Origin of the sequence: Halobacterium sp. KA-4 (assembly GCF_021028995.1) — an archaeon.
In the GTDB taxonomy this organism is placed as follows: domain Archaea; phylum Halobacteriota; class Halobacteria; order Halobacteriales; family Halobacteriaceae; genus Halobacterium.
Window position 1 is genome coordinate 1 of record NZ_JAJJZG010000055.1, and the last position, 1,042, is coordinate 1,042.

Genomic DNA, 1,042 nt, shown 5'->3' on the forward strand with positions numbered 1-1,042 from the left:
TGTTCGTCACTCGTGTCGAACTCGTCCAATTCGTACTGCGTCTTCAGCTCCCGGAACAGCAACTCAACTTCCCACCGACAGCGGTAGATCTCCGCTAAATCCGCCGGAAAGAACTCCTTCCTCGCTAAATTCGTCATGTACAGGTGGTAGTCGTCGGCGTCCTCGTCGCGGACGCCGACGACGCGAAATCGCTTCGTATCTAGTGACCGCGTCCCATTGTACGGCCCTCGTTTGAATTCGACTTCGACTTCTACATCGATGTACTTCCGATCGAGATCGTCGAGAACAGCTCGGAGCTGCTTGCCCTCTAAGGGAATGGCGCGACCGCGCCATTCCCGTAACTCCCTCGTAATCAGCGGATTCGCGTTCTGCTTCAGCCGACTCACGAAGTAGCCGTCGTTTTCGTCGATCAGCGCAAACCGGCGGTACTTGAAGTAGGCGAGATCGAACAACACGAGGCGATTCTCAAGCCACGGCCCTGTTTTGAACAAGGTGCTATCGTGCGTTTTCTCGTTAGCAGTATCGAGCCGTTCAATCGTCTGCTCTGTGGCATTGTGGAGCAGGTGGAGCTTCGCTCCAGCCTGCTCCTCGTGGCGGGCTTCGAACTGATCTGAGAGAAATTCGTGTAACCGCAACACCGTTCCATCAGCGATCATCACGTCTCTAAATCGGTCGATATCAGCGTCAACAGCGTTAGGAACAGCGACCTCGTCGAGACCATGCTCGACGAGGTCGCGGAGATACTCCGCAAGCGTCGGTGTCAACCGCTGATAGAATCCACCCGGAGAGATCGTCTCATCGGCAGTCGAGTTGTAACAGCGTCTAAACCCGGCGAGTGTTCGGCTTTCGCCTGCGGCGAAGCCGAACACGAATGCCCAAACGAAGGCAGGGATCTGGAGCTTGCGGTCACGTTCGACCACGCCGAGTTCCTCGGCGTGCTCTTCGAGGAACTCAGAGGGAAACAGTGTAGTGAGCCGACGCATAATCCGAGATGAGGAGTCCTTGTCGTGCACAGACTGGACTTCCTCATTCCTTCCGAAAG

General features: G+C 55.9%; 1 protein-coding gene. It reads right to left on the minus strand.

Annotated elements, in window-relative coordinates; all coding sequences use genetic code 11:
• Nucleotides 1–983: IS4-like element ISH8 family transposase (locus tag LPA44_RS18005; RefSeq protein ID WP_230890853.1), on the minus strand; the 983-nt coding region annotated here is incomplete at its 3' end.
• Nucleotides 984–1,042: the final 59 nt, after the last annotated feature.